The organism is Elstera litoralis (genome assembly GCF_000963705.1).
Classification (GTDB): Bacteria; Pseudomonadota; Alphaproteobacteria; order Elsterales; family Elsteraceae; genus Elstera; species Elstera litoralis.
Genome location: NZ_LAJY01000397.1, coordinates 1 through 4,959, shown reverse-complemented (window position 1 = coordinate 4,959; position 4,959 = coordinate 1). Strand labels below are relative to the sequence as shown.

At 63.0% G+C, this 4,959-nt stretch carries 7 protein-coding genes; all 7 read left to right on the top strand.

The window, feature by feature from the left end:
• Positions 1–332, top strand: a 332-nt coding sequence (gene rnhA, locus VZ95_RS14360; RefSeq protein WP_045776464.1) for a ribonuclease HI, incomplete at its 5' end; no start/stop codon positions are given.
• Between the two features lie 222 nt (positions 333–554).
• Positions 555–1,124 carry a GTPase RsgA gene (gene rsgA / locus VZ95_RS22150; protein ID WP_052711790.1) on the top strand — a complete coding sequence of 190 codons (570 nt, stop codon included), beginning with the start codon at positions 555–557 and terminating at the stop codon, positions 1,122–1,124.
• Positions 1,072–1,440 carry a GTPase RsgA gene (rsgA, locus tag VZ95_RS25715; protein WP_332308102.1) on the top strand — a complete coding sequence of 123 codons (369 nt, stop codon included), beginning with the start codon at positions 1,072–1,074 and terminating at the stop codon, positions 1,438–1,440. The genes rsgA (VZ95_RS22150) and rsgA (VZ95_RS25715) overlap by 53 nt, the downstream gene beginning before the upstream one ends.
• Positions 1,440–2,315 carry a DUF4743 domain-containing protein gene (locus VZ95_RS23140; protein WP_084627802.1) on the top strand — a complete coding sequence of 292 codons (876 nt, stop codon included), beginning with the start codon at positions 1,440–1,442 and terminating at the stop codon, positions 2,313–2,315. Before rsgA (VZ95_RS25715) ends, VZ95_RS23140 begins: the two co-directional genes overlap by 1 nt.
• A gap of 70 nt (positions 2,316–2,385) precedes the next feature.
• Complete coding sequence (locus VZ95_RS14345; protein WP_045776462.1) at positions 2,386–3,396, top strand: aldo/keto reductase; 1,011 nt, start codon at positions 2,386–2,388, stop codon at positions 3,394–3,396.
• A gap of 9 nt (positions 3,397–3,405) precedes the next feature.
• Positions 3,406–4,020: a TetR/AcrR family transcriptional regulator gene (locus VZ95_RS14340; RefSeq protein ID WP_045776461.1), complete on the top strand. Its 615-nt coding sequence runs from the start codon at positions 3,406–3,408 to the stop codon at positions 4,018–4,020.
• Positions 4,017–4,769, top strand: coding sequence for an oxygen-dependent tRNA uridine(34) hydroxylase TrhO (gene trhO / locus VZ95_RS14335; protein ID WP_052711786.1), 753 nt, complete (start codon positions 4,017–4,019; stop codon positions 4,767–4,769). The genes VZ95_RS14340 and trhO overlap by 4 nt, the downstream gene beginning before the upstream one ends.
• Positions 4,770–4,959: the final 190 nt, after the last annotated feature.

Here is a 4,959-nt window from a genome sequence, read left to right as displayed (position 1 = left end):
GTGAGCGCGATACCACCAATAATCGTATGGAGATGATGGCGATTATCCAGGGGCTGGAAGCGCTGAAACGCCCGGTTGCAGTGGATATTTTCACCGACAGCAAATATGTGATCGACGGCATCACCAAATATATGCCGACCTGGAAGAAGAATAGCTGGCGCACCGCCGATAAGAAGCCAGTGAAGAATATCGATCTGTGGGAACGGATGCTGGCGGCGATGAAGCCGCATCAACTGTCCTGGAACTGGGTGAAGGGCCACAATGGCCACCCGGAGAACGAGCGCGCCGACGCGCTCGCCCGCGATGGGGTCGTGCAACAGCGCGGCGGTTAACGCCCATCTCTGCTATAAGAGGGCGGCGGCGCGTGCGCGCGTCCCGTAAGGGCCAGTCGGTCTTTAGACATCCCCTTCGATGGGAAGAACCCGATACCGCATGACGACACTGACAGACCTTGGTTGGACTAAACCGCTCGACGCGGGCTTTCGTGCCCTCGGCGCGTCCGGCCTTATCGCCGCCCGCATCGCCGTGGAGCATCGGCGCGGCTATGAAATGCTGTGCGAGGGCAAGGGCGACCTTCGTACCGTCTCGGCCTTTCTGCCGGGGCGGTTGCGGCGGGAGTTGGGGCCGAGGGCGAGAGCCTCGCGGTCGGCGATTGGGTCGCGCTGCTGCCCGCCGAAAAAGGCTTGCACCCGATTGCGGCGCTGTTGCCCCGGCGCAGTGCTTTCGTCCGTAAAACCGCCGGTGAGCGGGCGGTTCGGCAGATCGTCGCCGCAAATTTGGATCGCCTGTTTATCGCCATGGCGGTCAGCGAGGATTTCAATCCGCGCCGTCTGGAACGCTATCTCACCGCCTGCGCCAATGCCGATGTGGCCCCAACGCTGCTGCTGACCAAGGCCGATCTGGCCGACGATCTCGATGCGCGCATCGCGGCGGTACGGGCGGTGGCCCCCGATCTGCCGTGTTTGCCGCTGAGTCTGGTGACGGGCGTGGGGATCGACGCGTTGCGCGCCACGCTTCAACCGGGGGAAACCTTTTGCCCTCGTCGGCTCCTCCGGCGTTGGCAAATCCTCGCTGGCGAATGCGCTGTTCGGCACCGACCGGCAGTCGGTCGGCGCGGTTTCTGACCACGGCAAAGGTCGGCATACGACGACGCGGCGCGAGTTGATGCTGCTCCCCGGCGGTGGTGTGTTAATCGACACACCGGGCATGCGCGAATTTCACCTGTGGGACGCCGAGGTCAGCGAAGGCTTCCCCGATATCGAAGCCCTGGGGGTCGATTGTCGCTTCCGCGACTGCCACCATCATCAGGAGCCCGATTGTGCCGTTCAAGCGGCGGCGCGCGCGGGCACGCTTGACCCGGCCCGCCTCGCTGCCTTTCATAAGCTGCAAGATGAACAAGACCAGGCGGCGCGCACCCGCCGGGAGAAAGGGTCCCGTTGATGACGCGCACGCTCGATCCGTACCTCGATCATTTGAGCGCCTGCAATCGCTGGACACCCGGCGATTATGTGCCGTTCCGCATCGGCCACGAACGCTATGGCGCGATCCGCCGCGACCGGCTGGATCGGTTGATGGTGGAAGACGATCTGCTAACGGTCACTCCGGCGTGGGTCGAACTGATCGCCCCGCCCGAGCGGTTGGCGCGCAGTGCGGCCTTGGCCGATCTGGTTCGGCGGCTGGTGGCCAGCGGTGATCTGGCCAAAGAGCGCCATGAGCTTTACCCGGTGCTCCGGCGCTGGGGGCAAGAGCCGGTGGCGCTGGTCGACCGGGCGGCGGCGGACTTCCTCGGCATTCGCGCCTATGGCGTTCACTTGAATGTGGTGAGCGACGACGAGATGTGGATCGCCCGCCGGGCTAAGAACAAGGCGATTGCCCCGGGCAAGCTCGATAATCTCGTCGCGGGCGGCCAGCCCTATGGCTCACGCCGCTGGAAAACCTCATCAAAGAATGCGCCGAAGAAGCCTCGATGCCGTCGGCTCTGGCGGGGCAAGCCAAACCGACGGGGGCGATTCTCTACCGGATGGAAAGCCCGAAGGGGTTGCGCGACCATGTCGCCTTCACTTTCGATCTCACCGTGTCCGACGATTTCAAGCCGGTTAGCGCGGACGGCGAACATGAGGCCTTCTACCGGTGGCCGATTGATTATGTGGATGATCTGCTGCGCGTGGATGATGTGTTCAAATTCAATATCCCCTTGGTTGTCATCGATTATTTCCTGCGCACGGGGCGGATTTCCAGCGACGCGCCGGGGTACGAAGATCTTCGCCTCGCCCTGGCGGGCGGTTGGCGCGGGAAATTTGACGAATGAACGATGACAGTTATTGATTTTTGTCATTGTTGAGTTTAGGGTGTCGGCATTGGTTCCCGACGCCCTGGAGGCTTACGATGACGACCCCCACTCCCCGCCTGCTTTCAACGCTCGCCCCAGCGCAATTCCCCCTCGGCCTGGGGTGTATGGGCATGTCCGATCTGTATGGCGCCGCCGACCGCAACGAAGGCCTCGCGACGATCCGCGCCGCGCTCGATGCGGGCGTCACCCTCTTCGATACCGGCGATTTCTATGGCATGGGCCATAATGAAACCCTGCTGGCCGAAGGCCTCCAGGGCCGCCGCGACAAAGCCTATATTCAAGTGAAATTCGGCGCGCTGCGCGGGCCGGACGGCGCTTTCGTCGGGTTCGACACGCGCCCCGCCGCGATTAAGAATTTTCTGGCGTATACGCTAAAACGCCTCAACACCGACTATATCGATCTCTATCAACCGGCGCGGCTCGACCCGAATGTACCGATTGAAGACACGGTGGGCACCATCGCCGATCTGGTGAAAGCGGGCTATATCCGCCACATCGGCCTATCGGAAATGGGGGCGGCGACGATCCGCCGCGCCCATGCGGTTCACCCGATCACGGCGTTACAAATGGAATATTCACTGATGACGCGCAGCATTGAGGCCGAAATTCTGCCCGTGCTGACCGAGCTTGGCATCGGCCTCACCGCTTACGGCGTGCTGGGGCGCGGCCTTATCAGCAGCACGTCGCCCGGCATCGGTGGTCTGGCACCCAATGATTTCCGCAGCCATTCGCCGCGCTTCCAGGGGGAGAATCTGGCGCGCAACCGCGAATTGGTCGATCACCTCGCCGAGGTTGCCCAGGAATTGGGCGCGACCGTAGCCCAGGTGGCGATTGCCTGGGTGCTGTCGCGCGGCCCCACGATCGTTCCGCTGATTGGCGCGCGCAAGCGGGTGCGCTTACAAGAATCCCTGGAAGCCTTGAGCCTGAAGCTCACCCCCGCCGACTTGGCCCGGATCGAAGCGGCCTTGCCCGCCGACGCCGTCGCCGGAACGCGCTATGCGCCCGCGCAAATGCAGATGCTGGACAGCGAACGCCGCGTCGCCTAAACCAGCCGAATGACCGTCGCCGCGCCGCCCGACCCACCCCCCTCCGACCTGCGGGAGCGAATCCTCACCGCCGCCGAGGAAGTTTTGCGCCGCTACGGTCCGGCCAAAACCAGCGTGGTCGATGTGGCGCGGCATTTATCGATGAGCCACGGCAATATCTATCGAGTGTTTTCGAGTAAGGAAGCCCTGCGCGGGGCGGTGGTCGAGCGCTGGTTGGAGCGGGCGCACGCGCCCTTAGCCGCCATTGTGGCGGGGCCAGGGTCCGCCTCTGACCGGCTGACGGCGTGGTTTACCACCCTCGCCCGGCAGAAGATCGAAAAAGTCACGAGCGACCCTGAACTATTTCAGACCTATCAAGCGCTGCTGCATCAGGTGCCGGAGTTGATCGACCAGCACCTCGTCTGGTTAGACGCTCAAGTGCGCCAGATGCTCGCCGAGGGGCAGGCGACGGGCGAGTTCCGCTTTGCCGACCTCGATCAAGCAACCGTGGCGGTGCTGGCGGCGACGGTGCCGTTTCGCCACCCTGATTTAATCGTCGCCACCAATGATAGCCCCGATCACGCCAAACTGCGGGCGGTGCTGGCCCTGGTGATTGCGGGGCTGAAGACGGGAGCCCTGGCATGAGTTTTACCGTTGCGGCTTTCTACGCCTTCTTTCGCCTGGAAGACCCCGCCGCGCTGCAAGCCGCCCTGCTGCCGATGGCCGAGGCGAAGGACGTGCGCGGCACCCTGCTGCTCGCCCCCGAAGGGCTGAACGGCACCCTCGCCGGGCCGGAAGACGGGTTGCTGGCGACGCTCGACGCTATTCGGACCGGGGCGGGCCTTGCCGAACTGCGCTGGAAGCGCTCGGTGGCGGAAACCATGCCTTTTGGCCGCCTGAAGATCAAAGTGAAGCGCGAAATCGTCACCTTCGGGGTGCCCGAGGCCGACCCCACTCAGCGCGTCGGCACCTATGTGGCCCCGGAAGCCTGGAACGCGCTGATCCAAGACCCGGACGTGCTGGTGATCGACACGCGCAATAGTTTCGAATATGAAGCTGGCAGCTTCGCCCGCGCCGTCGATCCCGGCACGCGCAGCTTCGGCGAGTTTCCCGCCTATGTGCGCGAAAACCTTGACCCCAAGCAGCATAAGAAAGTCGCCATGTTCTGTACGGGCGGCATCCGCTGCGAAAAAGCGACGGCCTTCATGCTGAACGAAGGGTTCGAGGAGGTCTATCACCTCGACGGCGGCATTCTCGCTTACTTGGAAAAAGTGCCGCCCGAGCAAAGCCTGTGGCACGGCGGCTGTTTCATTTTCGACGAGCGGGTGTTGCTCGGGCACGGGTTGCAGGTGTTGGGGCCTGCGCTGGAGGGGGCGGACTTAGCGGAGGTTTAACCGCTGTGCTTTGTCCTTACCTCAGCGCATATTCTTTCAATCTCGGCCATTCCCTCTTCAAGGGGCACCTGCTTATAGGCTTGCGCGATTTGGGACAGAAAAGCCTCATATCTCTGGTGAGAGTGCGCGTGATCGACGTCCGGGACACATCGCCCTATTGTCCAAATATATCCTTTGGCTTCCCACTGAA

What these genes read in the sequence shown, in the direction of transcription:
- VZ95_RS14340 (WP_045776461.1), top strand. Translation starts at nt 3,406, where the DNA reads ATGACCGTCGCCGCGCCGCCCGACCCACCCCCCTCCGACCTGCGGGAG.
- VZ95_RS14345 (WP_045776462.1), top strand. Translation starts at nt 2,386, where the DNA reads ATGACGACCCCCACTCCCCGCCTGCTTTCAACGCTCGCCCCAGCGCAA.
- VZ95_RS23140 (WP_084627802.1), top strand. Translation starts at nt 1,440, where the DNA reads ATGACGCGCACGCTCGATCCGTACCTCGATCATTTGAGCGCCTGCAAT.
- trhO (WP_052711786.1), top strand. Translation starts at nt 4,017, where the DNA reads ATGAGTTTTACCGTTGCGGCTTTCTACGCCTTCTTTCGCCTGGAAGAC.